15 protein-coding genes are annotated in these 15,497 nt (G+C 59.7%); 12 read left to right on the plus strand and 3 right to left on the minus strand.

All coding sequences use genetic code 11. The features are described from left to right. Positions 1-320 precede the first annotated feature (320 nt). The gene (locus D6Z24_RS04815; RefSeq protein WP_129125432.1) at positions 321-905 is read right to left on the minus strand and encodes a superoxide dismutase; all 585 of its coding nucleotides are present in this window, start codon (positions 903-905) and stop codon (positions 321-323) included. 358 nt (positions 906-1,263) lie between these two features. Between D6Z24_RS04815 and D6Z24_RS04820 the strand changes: the two genes are divergently transcribed. The 6 genes from D6Z24_RS04820 (at position 1,264) to D6Z24_RS04845 (ending at position 7,194) form a co-directional block, all read left to right on the plus strand. Then, a complete protein-coding gene (locus D6Z24_RS04820; protein ID WP_129125433.1) occupies positions 1,264-2,508 on the plus strand; it encodes an efflux RND transporter periplasmic adaptor subunit in 1,245 nt (414 codons plus the stop codon). Further along, positions 2,509-3,234 carry an ABC transporter ATP-binding protein gene (locus tag D6Z24_RS04825; protein WP_129125434.1) on the plus strand — a complete coding sequence of 242 codons (726 nt, stop codon included), beginning with the start codon at positions 2,509-2,511 and terminating at the stop codon, positions 3,232-3,234. It begins immediately after the preceding gene. Beyond that, on the plus strand, positions 3,231-4,460 hold the full coding sequence (locus D6Z24_RS04830) for an ABC transporter permease (protein WP_129125435.1): 1,230 nt from the start codon (positions 3,231-3,233) through the stop codon (positions 4,458-4,460). Before D6Z24_RS04825 ends, D6Z24_RS04830 begins: the two co-directional genes overlap by 4 nt. 34 nt (positions 4,461-4,494) lie before the next feature. Further along, positions 4,495-5,976, plus strand: coding sequence for a TolC family protein (locus D6Z24_RS04835; protein WP_129125436.1), 1,482 nt, complete (start codon positions 4,495-4,497; stop codon positions 5,974-5,976). An 80-nt stretch (positions 5,977-6,056) separates the two neighbouring features. After that, complete coding sequence (locus D6Z24_RS04840; protein WP_129125437.1) at positions 6,057-6,314, plus strand: hypothetical protein; 258 nt, start codon at positions 6,057-6,059, stop codon at positions 6,312-6,314. Positions 6,315-6,417: 103 nt separating this feature from the next. Beyond that, positions 6,418-7,194 carry a tRNA threonylcarbamoyladenosine dehydratase gene (locus tag D6Z24_RS04845; protein WP_129125438.1) on the plus strand — a complete coding sequence of 259 codons (777 nt, stop codon included), beginning with the start codon at positions 6,418-6,420 and terminating at the stop codon, positions 7,192-7,194. A 120-nt stretch (positions 7,195-7,314) separates the two neighbouring features. Here the strand turns inward: D6Z24_RS04845 and D6Z24_RS04850 are convergent, their stop codons facing one another. Continuing rightward, the gene (locus D6Z24_RS04850; protein ID WP_129125439.1) at positions 7,315-8,280 is read right to left on the minus strand and encodes a DUF72 domain-containing protein; all 966 of its coding nucleotides are present in this window, start codon (positions 8,278-8,280) and stop codon (positions 7,315-7,317) included. Between the two features lie 189 nt (positions 8,281-8,469). On the opposite strand from D6Z24_RS04850, the gene D6Z24_RS04855 reads away from it, so the two are divergent. Next, a complete protein-coding gene (locus D6Z24_RS04855) occupies positions 8,470-9,126 on the plus strand; it encodes a methyltransferase (protein ID WP_129125440.1) in 657 nt (218 codons plus the stop codon). Here D6Z24_RS04855 and D6Z24_RS04860 read toward each other — a convergent pair. Further along, complete coding sequence (locus D6Z24_RS04860; protein WP_129125441.1) at positions 9,123-9,458, minus strand: phage holin family protein; 336 nt, start codon at positions 9,456-9,458, stop codon at positions 9,123-9,125. The genes D6Z24_RS04855 and D6Z24_RS04860 overlap by 4 nt on opposite strands. Positions 9,459-10,017: 559 nt before the next feature. Here D6Z24_RS04860 and iorA point away from each other — a divergent pair. The 5 genes from iorA (at position 10,018) to D6Z24_RS04885 (ending at position 15,470) form a co-directional block, all read left to right on the plus strand. Further along, positions 10,018-11,772, plus strand: coding sequence for an indolepyruvate ferredoxin oxidoreductase subunit alpha (gene iorA, locus D6Z24_RS04865; protein WP_129125442.1), 1,755 nt, complete (start codon positions 10,018-10,020; stop codon positions 11,770-11,772). Continuing rightward, a complete protein-coding gene (locus tag D6Z24_RS04870) occupies positions 11,769-12,350 on the plus strand; it encodes an indolepyruvate oxidoreductase subunit beta (RefSeq protein WP_129125443.1) in 582 nt (193 codons plus the stop codon). The genes iorA and D6Z24_RS04870 overlap by 4 nt, the downstream gene beginning before the upstream one ends. A gap of 172 nt (positions 12,351-12,522) precedes the next feature. Further along, positions 12,523-13,827: a phenylacetate--CoA ligase family protein gene (locus D6Z24_RS04875; RefSeq protein ID WP_129125444.1), complete on the plus strand. Its 1,305-nt coding sequence runs from the start codon at positions 12,523-12,525 to the stop codon at positions 13,825-13,827. 12 nt (positions 13,828-13,839) lie between these two features. Next, positions 13,840-14,271, plus strand: a complete 432-nt coding sequence (locus tag D6Z24_RS04880; RefSeq protein WP_129125445.1) for an ACT domain-containing protein — start codon at positions 13,840-13,842, stop codon at positions 14,269-14,271. 56 nt (positions 14,272-14,327) lie between these two features. Beyond that, positions 14,328-15,470 (plus strand): ABC transporter substrate-binding protein, encoded by a 1,143-nt coding sequence (locus tag D6Z24_RS04885; protein WP_129125446.1) that lies wholly within the window; start codon positions 14,328-14,330, stop codon positions 15,468-15,470. Positions 15,471-15,497: the final 27 nt, after the last annotated feature.

Genomic DNA, 15,497 nt, shown 5'->3' on the forward strand with positions numbered 1-15,497 from the left:
TAAGATCGGGTTGCGACAACGGCGGCCTCCTGAGTATTTGTTGGTTGGGGAACCTCAAAATAACCCAGTGCTGTCGTTGTCGCATTTATTTTTTGTGCCCCGTTCCCGGAATTTCCTGAAGAACCTTCGCAAAGGGGGGAGCGCGAGGTCACCTGCAGCGCTTCGTGGACACACCCGTCATTCCCCGAAACTCCCGGATGAACCTTCGCAAAGGGGGGCGTCATGCTCATGCAGCGCTTCGTCGACATCTATGAAGAAAAAAGGAAAGGGCCTCCGTTTGCGAGGCCCTTTCCTTTACTCTTCAACCCGGACTGCCCTGATTACATCTGCATCCTTTCCTCGGCTTTGGTCCACTCGATGTTCTGGAAGAAGGAGTTGATGTAGTCGGCGCGCTTCAGCCCGTAGTCGGTCATGAAGGCGTGCTCGAATACGTCCATGACGAGGATGGGAACGCAGCCTGCTGGATGCCCGGTGTCGTGTTCGTTAATCCAGAAGTTCAAAAGCCTGCCGTTGGTCACGTCCTGGTACAGGATCGCCCACCCGATGCCGCGCATGGCGCCCACCGATTTGAAGTCCTGCACCCACTCATCGAAACTACCGAAGTCCTGGTGCAACCGCGCGGCCAGTCTGCCGTCCTGGTTGATGGGCGTGTTCCCGCCCAGGTTCTCGAAGTAAAGCTCGTGCAGTCTCATGCCGTTGAATTCCCAGCCGAAACGCCGCTTCATCTCCGCAAACATGGGATCGGCTCCCTTGCCGTCCTTGCGCAGTTGGATGAGCTGTTCGTCCAGGGTGTTGGTGTTTTTGACGTACCCCTGGTACAGCGTGAAGTGGTTGTTGAGGAGCGCCTCGCTAAACCCTGGCATGCCTATCAGTTCCGAGAAGTCTTTCGCCGTGAACGCCGCCATATTCTGTCTCCTTTTGTTGGATTTACCGGCCAGCAAAAACACGGCCCAATTGTATAGGAACGATTAGCCCTGTCAAATCCTTGGGCGCATCTGTTGCCGCGCAACCATACTCTCACGATTCGACCGGTCGACATCCTGCGATAACCTCGAAAGCGGGGACGTTCGGTGAGGGAAAGGTAATTTTTGTTGACCCTTAGTTGCAGGATGTTTAAAGTGCTGGTTTGGCCGCAGGAAAGAGAAAATGCTGCAATCATTTCATCTTTCTTGCACATTTAGCATTTACCGTACTGGGCAGATGACCTCGATGCGGAGGCTCAGATGCTATTGCAGGGATAATGATCATGAATGAGGTGGATCAGTGAAAAGAATCATAGGCGCCGTAATACTCCTTTCCGTTCTGGTAACGGCCGGTTTCTTCTACTTCAAACAGCCGCCCAAGGTCGAGTACAAGACGCAAAAGGTCGAGCGGGGCGCCATAGCCTCATCCGTCTCGGCGACCGGCACGCTGAACGCCGTGGTCACCGTCCAGGTCGGTACCCAGGTTTCCGGCACCATCGCGAAGCTTTACGTCGATTTCAATTCCCAGGTGAAAAAGGGGCAGCCGATCGCCCAGATCGACCCGGCGCTCTTCAATTCGGCGGTCCAGCAGGCGCGGGGCAACGCGCTTAACGCCGAGGCCAACCTCGCCAAGGCACGCGTTACCGTGAGCGATACCAAACGGACCATGGCGCGCAACAAGGAACTTCTGAAGGAAGGGATCGTTGCCCAGAGCGACATGGACGCAGCACAGACCGCTTATGACGCGGCCGTAGCCGGCGTCAGGGCCGCGGAAGCCGCGGTGATGCAGACCCGCGGCGCCTTGAAACAGGCCGAGACGAACCTCAACTATTCGACGATCAGGTCGCCCGTGGACGGCATCGTCGTGTCCAGAAACGTCGACGTCGGCCAGACCGTCGCCGCTTCTTTCCAGACGCCGACTCTTTTCACCATCGCCCAGGACCTGACCAAGATGCAGATCGACACGAGCGTGGACGAGTCCGACATCAGCAAACTGAAGGTGGGCCAGAAGGCTACCTTCACCGTGGATGCCTATTCGGACCAGCAGTTTGAGGGGACGGTCGTTCAGATCCGCAATGCCCCGGTGGTGACCCAGAACGTCGTCACCTACGTGACCGTGATCGCCGTCGACAACAAGGACCTCAAGTTGAAGCCCGGCATGACGGCGAACGTTTCCATCGAGACGGAGAAGAAGGACAACCTGCTCAAGGTCCCGGCCGCCGCGCTGCGCTTCAAGCCCAAGTCAGGCAAAGAGAAGGCCGCCAAAGGAAAGACCGGACCGGGAAGCATGACCGGCACCGGCGGCGGTTCCGGCGCGGGAACCGGCCCCGGAGGAAAGCCGGGCGGGAAGGAGCGCGGGCAGACCGTCTACCTGCTCAAGGGGGAAAAGGCGGTTCCGGTATCGATAAGCACCGGCATCTCCGACGGCGGCATGGTCGAGGTGGTGAGCGGAAACCTGAAGGAAGGGGACGACGTCATCATCGAGCAGGCGGGCCAGGACAAGAAGAAGGGCGGCATGGGATCGCCGATGGGGCCGAGGTTCTAAATGGACGAAGTGGTTCGGCTAAACGACGTGGTGAAGATATACACGATGGGGGAGGAGCGCGTCGAGGCGATGAAGGGGGTCTCCTTCACCGTGAACCGCGGCGAGTTCGTCTCCATCATGGGTGCCTCCGGGAGCGGCAAGTCCACCTGCATGAACATCCTGGGTTGTCTGGACGTTCCCACCAGCGGCAGTTACCTCTTGGACGGCGTGAACGTCGGCGAGCTTTCCGCCGACGCGCTCGCCGAGGTGCGCAACAAGAAACTCGGCTTCGTTTTCCAGGGCTTCAACCTCCTCGCCCGGACCACGGCGCGCCAGAATGTGGAGTTGCCGCTCGTGTACGCCCAGATCCCCGCAGCCGAGAGGAAAAGCCGTGCGCTCGAGGCACTGGAGAAGGTGGGGCTTGCAAGCCGTGAGGGTCACTACTCGAATCAGCTCTCCGGCGGACAGCAGCAGCGCGTGGCCATCGCCCGCGCCCTGGTGAACCGCCCGTCCATCATCCTGGCCGACGAGCCGACCGGCAACCTGGACTCGAGGACCACCATCGAGATCATGGCCATCTTCCAGGAGTTGAACCGTCAGGGGATCACCATCATCATGGTGACGCACGAGCCTGATGTCGCCGAATTCACCAGTCGGCACATCATCTTCCGTGACGGCCTGATCATATCGGACGAACCGTACCAGGCGAAGACCGCGGTCCCGCCTGTCGAGGTGGAAAAGCTATGACGACCCTGTGGCAAAGCCTTCTCATAGCGCTGCGCGCGTTGCGGGTGAACAAGATGCGCGCTCTCCTCACCATGCTCGGGATCATCATCGGCATCGGTGCTGTGATCGCCATGGTCGCCATCGGCTCCGGCGCGAGCAAGATGATCTCCGACCAGATCTCAAGCATCGGCTCCAACCTCCTCCTGGTGTTGCCCGGTTCGGTGACGAGCGGCGGCATGCGTTCGGGCGCGGGCGGTACCCAAACGCTCACCTACGACGACGCCCGGGCCATCAAGGCGGAATGCCCGTCGGTCGGAGCGGTGGCTCCCAGCGTGCGGGGCTCGGGCCAGGTGGTCTTCGGCAACCAGAACTGGTCCACCGTGCTCTTCGGCGTCACTCCCGACATGGTGACTGTGCGCGACTGGACCATCGTGGCGGGTCGAAACATCACCCAGTCCGACGTCGACGGCGCCACCAAGAACTGCTTGATCGGTCAGACCGTCGTTGATAATCTCTTCGGCGGCACGGACCCGATGGGGAAGATCATCAGGATAAAGAAGATCCCCTTCACCGTGGTGGGTATTCTCGGACGCAAGGGACAATCTCCCCAGGGGCAGGACCAGGACGACGTGATCTACGTTCCGCTCAGAACCGCCCAGAGAAAGCTTCTGGGAAGCCAGTTTCCCAACGTGGTCGGCTCGATCATGGTGCAGGCGAAGGACGCCGAGGTGCTCGACAAGGCCGAGGAAGAGGTCACCGAACTTTTGAACCAGCGCCACCGCATCGGACCGAACCGCGAGGTGGACTACACGATCAGGAACCTCTCCGAGCTACTCGCCGTCACCGAGCAGTCCTCAAAGGTCATGTCCATTCTCCTCGGGGCGGTCGCTTCCATCTCCCTCGTAGTCGGGGGGATCGGTATCATGAACATCATGCTGGTTTCCGTCACCGAGAGGACCAGGGAGATCGGCATCCGCATCGCCATCGGCGCGAAAAAACGTGACATCATGCTGCAGTTTCTGACCGAAGCGGTGCTTTTGACCACCTGCGGCGGGATCATCGGCATGCTTTTAGGCGTCGCGGGGGCGCGTCTCGTGGCGAGCCTCATCGGGTGGCCCACCCTGATCTCGGTCAACACCATCATCATCGCCTTCGGCTTTTCCGCCGGGGTAGGGGTCTTCTTCGGTTTCTATCCGGCACGCAAGGCTGCGGCGCTGAACCCGATCGACGCCCTGAGATATGAGTAATCACGCAACATCGCTGATCGAAAGGATCGCACCTATGAAGAGAAACAGAAATACCGTGGTCGCATGTGCCTTCAGTATCGTGCTCGGTACCGCAGTCACCGCCTCGGCACAGCCCACCGTCAGCCTGAAACTGCAGGACGCCATCACCATGGCGTTCGAGAAGAACCTCGACCTCAAGGTCGAGCTCTACAACCCGGCGATGGCGGAGGCCGACATCCGGCGCAATTTAGGCATCTACGACCCGCTGCTCACCCTGGGCGCAAACTACCAGCGCTCAAACAGCACCAACACCCTGACCTTCAGGCCGCAGGCGATCGACCAGGTTACGGCAAACGCCGGGGTGAGCCAGCTGCTTCCGACCGGCACCCTCCTAGGCGCAACGGTGACGAGCGGTTGGGTGAATAACTCCACGCGTTACTACTCGACCGCGCTCGACCTGACCCTCCAGCAGCCGCTGCTCAAGGGCTTCGGTCGCGAGAACACGGAACTGGCCATCAACGTTTCGCGCTTCACCAAGTCGGAAACGCTGAACGCGTTCAGGACCCGGCTGAGCGACACCATCGTCCAGGTGCGCAACGACTATTTCAAGCTGTACAACCTGCGCGAGATTCTCGAGGTGCGCAAGACCTCGCTCGCGCTGGCGCAGCGCATCCTCCAGGACGACCGTGGTAGGGTGAAGGCGGGTGTACTGCCGGCCTACGAACTCTTGAACTCGGAGTTCCAGGTGGCGACCCGCGAGAAGCAGGTCATCGACGCGGAGCGCGCGGTGCGCGACCAGATGGATGTGCTGCGCGTCGAGCTGCAGCTTCCTTCCGGAAGCGAGATCGTGCTTGCCGACGAGCCGTTTCGCGGCGATTACGCCGTCGCCGAGGATCAGGCCCTGTCCCGTGCCATAGCGAGCCGCCCGGAGCTCGCGACCCAACGCGACGTCATCAGGATCAACGACCTGCAGCAGCGCGTGGCGAAGAATCAGACGCTGCCGGATCTGACCCTCAACGCGACGGTCGGGACCGGCGGTTTTGACCGCGGTTTCTTGAGCGGACTTGAGAAAACGGCGACCATCGACGAGCCTACCTGGGGTGTCGGCGTGCAGTTCAGTTATCCGCTCGGCAACCGCGCGGCGGAGAACGACTACATCAGGAAGAAGCTGGCGCTCGAACAGTCCAGGACCCAGTTGCAGAGCCTGGAATCCGGAATCACCCGGGATGTTAAAACGGCGATACGGCTGGTAAACGCAAACTTTCTGCAGCTGGACGTGACTGCGCGGGGGAGGGCGTACGCGGAAGACCGGCTGCGCGCCTTCCAGAAACGCCACGATGTGGGGCTCGCCACAACGAAAGACGTCTTCGACGTGGAGAACGACCTTGTTGCTGCGAAGGGAAACCAGATCCAGGCGCTGGTTGATTACAACAACGCGATAACGCAACTGTGGCGGGTGACCGGCGAAATTCTCGAGCGTGAAGGGGTACAGGTCAGCGAAACCCAGGCCGACCCACTCTATGAAAAAATGAAGTAGCAAATGCGTCAGTAATGGATTTGCCTCCCGGCTGAAGCACGCTAGAATTGGCGGGTGCTAACGCCGGCCGGGAGGTCTCTATGCAAAGGATGCGCTACGAGCATGTTCACCAGATCAAGTTCACCGCGGTCGGGGCGCGGACCATCGGTGACTTGATCCGCAACTTCGAGGAGAACCTCGAGCTGTTCAAAAGGTGGGAAGAGAAGGGGATTCAGCTCGATCCTCACGGCGTGGGGAGCAACTACGCCATCTTCTTCACCTATGACGAGAAGGTTGCCCAAGAAGAGAACTTCGAACGGATACGTACGGAGTCGGGAAACCCTCTGCCGAGGCGCTGATAGTTGTTGAGCCGCCGGTTAAACTTTCACTTCCAAGATACGTCCCACCTGTGCGATACTTTGCCGTCACCATCACCTCGATAGCGTTTAAGGCAAAGGAAACATGTCACATCTGCACCGCTTCTCCCGTACCGAACTTCTCATCGGACCCGCCGGACTCAACACCCTCAAAAATGCAACCGTCGCCATCTTCGGACTGGGCGGGGTAGGGAGCTACGCCGCCGAGGCCCTTGTGCGCGCCGGGGTAGGGCGTCTCGTCATCGTCGACTTCGACGAGATCTGCCTCACCAACGTCAACCGACAGCTCCACGCCATGGACGGCACCGTCGGCAAGGCCAAGGCCATGGTCATGGCCGAAAGGATGCGCCAGATCAACCCGCAGGCGGAGATCGTCCCGTACCAGGACTTCTATTCCGCGGAAAACAGCGAATTCCTGCTGGGTGAAGACTACGATTACGTGGTCGACGCCATCGACCATATCACCAGCAAGCTGCACCTCATCCGCACCTGCCGCGAGAGGAACATCCCGATCATCTCCAGCATGGGGGCGGCCGCAAAGCTCGACCCGACCAAGATCGGGGTCGCCGACATCTCCCAGACCCACAAGTGCCGCATGGCGCGCTCGGTAAGGAAACTGTTGAAGAAGCAGGGGATCGAGAGCGGCGTGAAGGTGGTTTTCTCCACCGAGGAGTACCGCGAGCAGGAGGTTAAGGACGGCGGCTGCAAGGGGAACTGCATCTGCCCGAACAAGGAAGACCAGAAGTTTTCCTGCGAGCACCGGCGCGTGATCTTAGGGAGCGTTTCCTTTATTCCTTCCATCTTCGGACTGACTATGGCGGGGGTCGTGGTGAATGACCTGTTGGGGGCGCGGAAGGAGTAGTTTCCTGATTGGGAGGGCTTTTCAATTGCTGGTTGGCTGGTCCAACTAAGGCAAATCCCCCCTGTCCCCCCTTCGCCAAGGCTACGGGGGGCAGGCTCCCCCTTCGCAAAGGGGGGGACGTCAGCGCTCGTGCGGCGCTTCGTGGGAACACACACCTTGCTCCTCGAGATTGTCCCTATCCCCCCCGCAATTTTCGCTCTTTCGTAGGCAGTGGTCGCGCATGCGTAGGGCGTTTGTCGCGGCGTAGCCGCGGCGGCAGTTGTTGAACATGATGAAGGTGGTTCGCGCAGTCTCGCTCAGGCGCAAGGCGTGACGGGCGATCTCTTCCAGTTCCGCTTCGGGGTACAAGTACTCGTCGGTGGGCGCTCCGCCGTGCCAGGAGTCGCCGTTTCTGCCGTGCAGCCTCAAATAGGCGATGCCGGTGGTCGCTTCGGGGTGGAAAGGGGCGGTTGAGAGGTTGCCGTACTGGGGTTCGTCGCAGGTGATGTAGGTGATCTTGTGCTCTCGGAGAAAGGCGAAGACCTGATCGCGGTGATGCGCGGTGAACCAACTGCCGTGCCTGAACTCGACGGCAATCGGTACTCCAGTCATCAATTCCCTGCAGTAGCCAAGGTAGGCGAGGTTCGCCTTGCTGAAGCCGAACCACGGCGGGAACTGGAATATGACGAATCCCATCTTGCGCGCTTCCTTAAGCGGCGCCAGCGCTTCCAGCATCTCCCGGGCAACCCCCTTCAGCAATTCGGGCTCGGCTAGGTGCAACTCCTCTTTCACCCGATCTGACTCCGGCAGCATCAGTCGCAAATGCTCAGGGAGCCTTCTGGGGTCGATGTTGTGGCCGGTCAGGGCACCGAATGCCTTGGCATGAAAGAGAAAGTTCGGCGGGGTGCGGCTGACCCATGCGTGGGCCATCTCAAGGGTGGGGATCTGGTAATAGGAGCTTTCGATCTCAACGGTGTCGAAGCGGTGGGAGTAGTACTTTAACCGGGCCTTGGGCGTGCCGGCGCCGTGCGGATAGAAGGCACCGCTTTCGATGAGACTGCTTTCCGTCCAGGAGCAGGTGCCGATACGGATTCTGCCCGGTGCCATAGTAGCCTCCGAACTCTCCTTTTCAGTAGCAGAGGCGTCCCCTCTCCCGGAGGGGGAGGGACAGGGAGGGGTCGCACAGCGTCTTTTAACGGCTTCCCCCCCTCCCAACCTCCCCTCTCCAGGGGGAGGAGTCCAATTCAAGGGAATGCGCTATTGTCGGGCGCCGCACACTCGAAAAGGGAAATGGTAATGGATCGATCTTCCAAGAACCGTCTGACCCAGCACATGCTGCCGCACTTCGCGGGGGATACCCTTTTTGATCGCATTGCCCGTGCGGTGTGCCGGGCGGGATGTCTGCCGCGCAAGGAGCTTTACGAGGCATGGGAGGTGGCGCGACGGGTGCACCGGCGCTTCCGTGGCGGACGGGTCGTGGACCTCGCCGCGGGACATGGCCTGCTGGCGCAGGTGCTGCTTATCCTCGATCGAGACATATCGTCGGCGGTTGCCGTCGACCTCCGTATTCCTGAGAGCGCGGCGCGCCTGGCCGCCGAGGTGGCCGCCGACTGGCCCGCCGCTGCGGCGCGCTTTCAAATCCTGCAGCAGGATCTCAATGAAGTAGAACTGAACCCCAGCGACCTGGTCGTTTCGGCCCACGCCTGCGGCGCACTGACCGATCTCGTTCTGCGGCGTGCCGCTGCTGCGCGCTGCCGGGTCGCGGTGCTTCCGTGCTGTCACGACCTGCTGACCTGCGATGACGGAAGCCTCAAGGGGTGGCTCGACGGGCCGCTCGCCATAGACGTCACCCGTGCTGCCTGGCTGCGCGCGCAGGGATACCGGGTCTACACCCAGACCATCCCCGGCGACATCACCCCGAAAAACCGGCTGCTCATGGGAGAGCCGATCTAAAGAACGATATGGTTCAACAGGAAGCTCACGATCGAGAGCACCAGGCTGAACAAAAGCGCCCATCCGAAGCCGTGCACCGTGAAGCCGCTCACCAACGCGCTTGTCAGCATGATGAGCAAGGCATTGATGACGAAAGTGAGCAGTCCAAGCGTCAGGATGTTCAAGGGGAGGGTGAGCAGCAACAGCACCGGCTTGATGAAGGTGTTGATCAACCCCAGAACCAGTGCCGTGATGAGTGCTGCACCGAAGCCGGTGAGGCTAACGCCCGGCAGAAGATATGCTGTGATAACGATCGCTAGGCCGTTTAACAACCACTTGATGATGATTCCCACGTCGAACCTCCTTTAATCCTTCCCAAAGACCCGCAAATTATACCTGATTCTCCTTAAGCACAAGTTGAACATTGCTGTGTTCGGAATGAACGAACTTTTATATGCCTCCTGGCTCCGGTTACGCGGCAGGTAAAGGCAAATCCCCCCTGTCCCCCCTTCGCAAAGGCTACGGGGGGCAGGCTCCCCCTTCGCAAAGGGGGGAACTATGGTGCTTATGCAACACGTTGTGGCCAGTTGTGCTCAGCGCTTCACCGAAATCTGAGTAGAACCATTTGTCAGGAAATGGGGCAATGGACTCTTTGACATGACCAACTAAAAGATCTTGTTTCACCTTCGGGTTTGAGCACGTCAAAACGATGTTAATTATGACAGTAAACATGCCGTCTCTAGTATGTCATAAATCTTTCTAACACTGCTCAAAAGGCTCATCTCATCGCGCCTAACTCCGCATAAATACTTATTTTAGCGATTAACTCGTTCCTATAAAGCAGTTGACAGCGCAGCCAATACTCTAGTATATTTCGCCGACTCTCACATTAATAAAGAGGACCGTCTATCTATGAAGGAAATACTTTCCGGCAACGAAGCCATTGCCAGAGGTGCCTACGAGGCAGGAGTGAAAGTCGCCTGCGCCTACCCGGGCACCCCTTCCACCGAGATACTTGAAAACACCGTCCGCTACAAGGAGATCGATTCTTCTTGGGCCACCAACGAGAAGGTTGCTCTCGAGGTAGGCATCGGCGCTTCTTTCGTCGGGGCCAGATCTCTGGTCACCATGAAGCACGTCGGCGTCAACGTCGCGGCCGACCCTCTTTTCACGCTCTCCTACACCGGCGTTAACGGCGGCCTTGTGCTTGTCTGCGCCGACGATCCGGAGTTGCATTCCTCCCAGGACGAGCAGGATAGCCGCAACTACGCCAAGTTCGTCAAAATCCCGATGCTGGAGCCTTCCGATTCCCAGGAGTGCCTCGACTTCACCAGGCTCGCCTACGAGATCTCCGAGAAGTACGACACCCCTGTGATGCTGAGGACCACCACCCGCATCTCGCACAGCAAATCCGTGGTGACCTTTGGCGAGCGCATCGACACGATCAAGGATGCGAAGCTCGAAAGGAACCCGGCCAAGTTCGTCATGCTCCCCGGGAACGCGCGCGGGCGCCACTATGTGGTCGAGGATCGTACCCTCCAGCTTTCCAAGGACGGCGTCTCGCTCCCCATCAACCGAGTCGAGATGCGCGGAACGAAGATGGGGGTCATCACCGCCGGTATCAGCTATCAGCACGTGCGCGAGGCGCTTCCCGAGGCGTCCGTTTTGAAGCTCGGCATGGTGCACCCGCTTCCTTTCGACCTGATCCGCGAGTTCGCCTCCAAGGTCGACAAGCTCTACGTGGTCGAGGAACTGGACCCGTTCATCGAGGAGCAGGTCAAGGCGATCGGCATCCCTGTCACCGGCAAGGAGATCATCCCGATCTGCGGCGAGCTTACCCCGGGAAGGGTGAGAAAGGCCTTCGGTCTCCCCGAGAACGCGTCCTCTACCGTCGAAAAACTCCCCGGGCGTCCCCCCAACATGTGTCCGGGCTGCCCGCACCGCGGCGTCTTCTACACCCTTAAGCAATTGAACGCCTACGTCTCCGGCGACATCGGCTGCTACACCCTGGGCTTCATGCCGCCTCTCTCCGCGATGGATACCTGCGTATGCATGGGTGCCTCCATCGGCATGGCGACAGGCGCGGCGAAGGTACTTCCTCCCGAGGAGAGGAAGAAGGTAGTGGCCGTGATCGGCGACTCGACCTTCCTGCACACCGGCATCAACGGCCTCATGGACATGGTCTATAACAAGGGGGCTGCGACGGTGATCATCCTGGACAACAGGATCACCGCGATGACCGGACGCCAGGAAAACCCCGGTTCCGGCCATACCCTGATGAACGATCCCACCAACGAGGTGGATTTCGAGCTCCTGTGCAAGGCGATCGGCGTCAAGAACGTGCGCACCATCAACCCGCTCGACCTGGACGAGTGCCGCACCGTCATCGCCGAAGAGATGGAGCGTCCCGAGACCTCGGTGATCATCACCGACAAGCCCTGCGTCCTCATCAAGAGGGAAGGGGTGTTCAAGCCGGGCGCACCGCTGCAGGTGGTTGACGATGCCTGTGCCGGCTGCCGCGCCTGTTTGAAGATCGGCTGCCCGGCCATCGAGTGGATTCCTGGGAGCGGCAAGAAGGGCAAGGCCCACATCGATCCGCTTCTGTGCAACGGTTGCGACGTCTGCAGCCAGCTGTGCAAGTTCTCTGCGATCAAGGAGGCAAAATGAGCGACAAGGTAACCAATATCGTCCTGGTAGGCGTTGGCGGCCAGGGCATTCTGCTCGCCGCCGAGATCCTTTCCGAGACCTTCATGCTGGCAGGCTTCGACGTCAAGAAGAGCGAGATCCACGGCATGTCCCAGCGCGGCGGTTCCGTCGTGTCGCACGTCCGTTATGGCAAAGAGGTGTTCTCCCCGATGGTGCCGGAAGGCGACGGCGACATCCTCTTTGGTTTCGAGCTTATGGAGAGCTACCGCTACCTTTCCCTTTTGAAACCGGGTGGGACCGTGGTGGTGAACGACCTCTGCATCGCGCCTCCCTCCGTGCTCATCGGCCAGGAGCAGTACCCGGCCGACATGGCGCTCAAGATCCAGGAGCTCTTCCCGGACTGCCTGCTCGTCGACGGCCAGAATCTCGCCATCCAGGCGGGCAACGCGCGCGCCGCGAATACCGTGCTGCTCGGCGCCGTGTCCAAGCGTCTCGATATCGAGGAGAAGTACTGGATTGAGGCAATCGAGAAGATGGTGCCGAAAAAGGCGCTCGAGGTGAACCTCAAGGCGTTCCAGATGGGGCGCGGGCTCAAGTAACGTCAAAAGCATATTTGTAACGCAAAGACGCAAAGACGCTAAGACAGACAAAGGCAAAAGCATTTAGGGGTTAAACCAGTTTTAGGTATTCTTTGCGCCCTTGCGGCTTTGCGTTAAATAAGCCTTGAGAGTCTTTAAGCCTGCGCTGTCAGTATCAGTTAAGGAGTCAGTCATGTTTTTCAACGAGGAATTCGAGACACTGCCGAGGGAGGCGCTCGAGGCGCTGCAGCTGAAGAGGCTGAAGGCGATGGTGGCGCGCGTCGAGAAATCGGTTCCCTTCTACAAGGAGGCGCTCGCCAAGGCGGGCGTCACCGCGGACTCGATCCAGTCGCTCAAGGATCTGCAGCGGCTCCCCTTCACCTACAAGCAGGACATGCGGGACTCCTACCCGTACAACCTTTTCGCCGTGCCCATGGAGGACATCGTTCGTATCCACGCCTCCTCCGGCACCACCGGCAAACCGACCGTCGTCGGCTACACCAAGAAGGACATCGAGACCTGGAGCGAGCTCATGGCGCGCTCCTTCATGGCGGCCGGTGTGCACAAGGGTGACATCATCCACAACTCCTACGGCTACGGCCTCTTCACCGGCGGCCTTGGCGCACACTACGGCGCCGAGCGGCTGGGCGCTTCGGTCATCCCGATGTCGGGCGGCAACACGAAGAAACAGATCATGATCATGCAGGACTTCGGTTCCACCGTGCTCACCTGCACCCCTTCCTACTCGCTCTTCATGGCCGAGGCAGCGAAAGAAGAGGGGATCGATTTCCGCGACCTGAAACTCAGGGTCGGCATCTTCGGCGCCGAGCCCTGGTCCGAGGAGATGCGCCGCGACATCGAAGGGAAGCTGAACCTCTCCGCCGTCGACATCTACGGCCTTTCCGAGATCATGGGACCGGGCGTCGCCATCGAGTGCTGCGAGGCGAAGAAGGGGCTCCACATCTGGGAGGACCACTTCATCCCGGAGATCATCAACCCGGAGACCTGCGTGGTGCTTCCCGAGGGTCAGATGGGCGAGCTGGTCATCACCACCATCACCAAGGAGGGGATCCCGCTCATCCGCTACCGCACCCGCGACATCACCTCCATCACCTACGAACCCTGCATCTGCGGCAGGACCCACGCCCGCATCGCGCGCATGAGCGGCAGAAGCGACGACATGCTCATCATCCGCGGCGTCAACGTCTTCCCGTCCCAGATCGAGGCGATCCTCATGGGTGTCGAGGGGGTCGAGCCGCACTACGTCCTCATCGTGGAGAGAAAGGACAACCTCGATACACTGGAGGTCCAGGTCGAGGTGGGCGAGAACCTCTTCTCCGACGAGATCAAGCATCTCCAGGCACTCTCGTCCAAGATCGAGAAGCAGATCAAGGAGATGCTCGGCGTCACCTGCCGCGTAAGGCTCGTGGAACCGAAAAGCATCACCCGCAGCGAAGGGAAGGCGAAACGCGTCATCGACAACAGGAACAAAGCCTAAGGGGGAAAAGTCATGTACGTAGAACAGATCTCCATATTCATCGAAAACAAGTTCGGACGTCTGGCGGAAGTGACCCGCATACTGGGTGATGCCGGTGTCAACATCCGCACCCTTTCCTTGGCGGACACCTCCGACTTCGGCATCCTGCGCCTCATCGTGAACGACACGGAGAAGGCGCGGACCGTGCTCAAGGAGCGCGGCTTCACCGTCAGCAAGACCGACGTCGTAGCTGTCGAAATCCCGGATCGTCCCGGCGGGCTCGCCGACATCCTCCAGGTGCTGGACGGCGACGGGATCAACGTCGAGTACATGTACGCGTTTGTCGAGCGCTGCGGCGAGAATGCCGTGATGATCTTCCGCTTCGACGAGACGCAAAAAGCGATCACCACCTTGACCTCCAAAAACTTCAACGTGCTGCCGGGGGAGAGACTCTACAGCATGTAGTTTCTGTACGACCTGTTCATATTCAATGCGATTAACCAAGTAGAGGGGGGCAACAGATGAGAAAGATGCTCGCTGTAATCAGTATCACCATGCTGCTTCTGACCACCGCCACCGCGGCCTTTGCCGCCGGCACCATCAAGATCGGCGGACTCTTCGCCGTCACCGGCCCTGCCTCTTTCCTCGGTGAACCGGAAAAGAAGACCCTTGAGCTTCTTGCCAACGAACTAAACGCCAAAGGCGGCATCAACGGCTCCAAGGTCGAGGTCGTCATCTACGATACCGGCGGGGACGTCACCAAGGCTCTCCAGCTCGCCAACAAGCTGATCAAGAACGACAAGGTCGTCGCCATCGTCGGACCGAGCACCACCGGCGAGTCCATGGCGGTTGTCCCCATCGCGGAAAAGGAGCAGGTCCCGCTCATCTCCTGCGCCGCCGGGATCAAGATCACCGAACCGGTGAAGAAATGGGTCTTCAAGACCCCGGCGAACGACCATGTCGCCGCGGAGAAGATCCTCATCCAGGCTGAAAAGCTGAAGCAGAAGAACATAGCGCTCATCACCGTTTCCGATTCCTTCGGCTCCTCCGGGCGCGAACAGCTGAAACAGATGGCGGCCAAGCGCGGCTTCAAGATCGTGGCGGACGAGGTTTACTCGCCGAAGGACACCGATATGACGCCGCAGCTCACCAAGATCAAGGCGGCCAAACCGGATGCCATCATCTGCTGGGGAACGAACCCCGGCCCCGCCATCATCACCAGGAACATCCAGCAGCTCGGCATCAAAACCCAGATCTACCAGAGCCACGGCGTTGCCTCCAAGAAGTACATCGAGCTGGCGACTCCGCAGGCATCCGAAGGGATCATGCTGCCGGCTGGCAAGCTCGCCGTCTTCGACCTGCTGAAAAGCAGCGACCCGCAGGCGAAACTGCTCAAGGACTACAACACCTCGTACAAGAAGAGCTACGGCGTTGAGGCTTCCACTTTCGGCGGCTATGCCTATGACGGGTTCCAGCTCATACTGGCCGCGGTGAAGAAGGGTGCCACCACCCCGGCGCAGATCCGCGACGGCATCGAGAAAAACGGCCGGCTGGTCGGGGTATCCGGCATCTTCAAGATGACCCCGGCGGACCACAACGGGCTCGACCTCGGTGCTTTCGAGATGGTGCGCATCGTCAAGGGCGACTGGGTAATCGTGAAATGAGAATCGCGGCTAACGCCGCACCAAAGG

The organism is Geomonas oryzae, from assembly GCF_004117875.1.
Classification (GTDB): domain Bacteria; phylum Desulfobacterota; class Desulfuromonadia; order Geobacterales; family Geobacteraceae; genus Geomonas; species Geomonas oryzae.

Excerpts from the sequence above, each read along its gene's own strand:
- D6Z24_RS04815 (WP_129125432.1), bottom strand. The coding sequence starts at position 905 with ATGGCGGCGTTCACGGCGAAAGACTTCTCGGAACTGATAGGCATGCCA.
- D6Z24_RS04825 (WP_129125434.1), top strand. The coding sequence starts at position 2,509 with ATGGACGAAGTGGTTCGGCTAAACGACGTGGTGAAGATATACACGATG.
- D6Z24_RS04830 (WP_129125435.1), top strand. The coding sequence starts at position 3,231 with ATGACGACCCTGTGGCAAAGCCTTCTCATAGCGCTGCGCGCGTTGCGG.
- D6Z24_RS04835 (WP_129125436.1), top strand. The coding sequence starts at position 4,495 with ATGAAGAGAAACAGAAATACCGTGGTCGCATGTGCCTTCAGTATCGTG.
- D6Z24_RS04840 (WP_129125437.1), top strand. The coding sequence starts at position 6,057 with ATGCAAAGGATGCGCTACGAGCATGTTCACCAGATCAAGTTCACCGCG.
- D6Z24_RS04845 (WP_129125438.1), top strand. The coding sequence starts at position 6,418 with ATGTCACATCTGCACCGCTTCTCCCGTACCGAACTTCTCATCGGACCC.
- D6Z24_RS04850 (WP_129125439.1), bottom strand. The coding sequence starts at position 8,280 with ATGGCACCGGGCAGAATCCGTATCGGCACCTGCTCCTGGACGGAAAGC.
- D6Z24_RS04855 (WP_129125440.1), top strand. The coding sequence starts at position 8,470 with ATGGATCGATCTTCCAAGAACCGTCTGACCCAGCACATGCTGCCGCAC.
- iorA (WP_129125442.1), top strand. The coding sequence starts at position 10,018 with ATGAAGGAAATACTTTCCGGCAACGAAGCCATTGCCAGAGGTGCCTAC.
- D6Z24_RS04870 (WP_129125443.1), top strand. The coding sequence starts at position 11,769 with ATGAGCGACAAGGTAACCAATATCGTCCTGGTAGGCGTTGGCGGCCAG.
- D6Z24_RS04875 (WP_129125444.1), top strand. The coding sequence starts at position 12,523 with ATGTTTTTCAACGAGGAATTCGAGACACTGCCGAGGGAGGCGCTCGAG.
- D6Z24_RS04880 (WP_129125445.1), top strand. The coding sequence starts at position 13,840 with ATGTACGTAGAACAGATCTCCATATTCATCGAAAACAAGTTCGGACGT.
- D6Z24_RS04885 (WP_129125446.1), top strand. The coding sequence starts at position 14,328 with ATGAGAAAGATGCTCGCTGTAATCAGTATCACCATGCTGCTTCTGACC.